The sequence below is a fragment of the Mesorhizobium sp. M5C.F.Ca.IN.020.32.2.1 genome (assembly GCF_004023105.1).
Classification (GTDB): Bacteria; Pseudomonadota; Alphaproteobacteria; order Rhizobiales; family Rhizobiaceae; genus Mesorhizobium; species Mesorhizobium wenxiniae.
Genome location: NZ_RZSX01001702.1, coordinates 1 through 406, shown reverse-complemented (window position 1 = coordinate 406; position 406 = coordinate 1). Strand labels below are relative to the sequence as shown.

Sequence of the window (406 nt, the reverse complement as noted above, 5' to 3'; positions counted from 1 at the left end):
CCGCCGTTGCGGGATCAGGGCGATGATCTTCGACGTCGCATCGGACGGCGTGACGATCTCGACCTTCATGATCGGTTCGAGCAGCACCGGCGAGCAGGCCGCCATGCCTTCCTTCATCGCCAGCTTCGCCGCCATCTGGAAGGCCATGTCCGACGAATCGACAGCGTGATAGGAGCCGTCGGACAGGTTGACGGCGACATCGACCACCGGAAAGCCGAGCGGGCCGGATTTCAAATAATCGCGCACGCCGGTCTCGACCGACTGGATGTAGGTCTTCGGCACGGCGCCGCCGGTGATGGTGTCGGTGAACTGGAAGCCGGAGCCGCGCGGTAGCGGCTTGATCTCGATCACCACGTCGCCGAACTGGCCATGGCCGCCCGACTGCTTCTTGTGGCGGGCGCGCTTC

1 pseudogene is annotated in these 406 nt (G+C 64.8%); it reads right to left on the bottom strand.

Annotated elements, in window-relative coordinates:
• Nucleotides 1–406, bottom strand: a pseudogene (locus EOA86_RS38245) (elongation factor G); the annotation flags it as partial.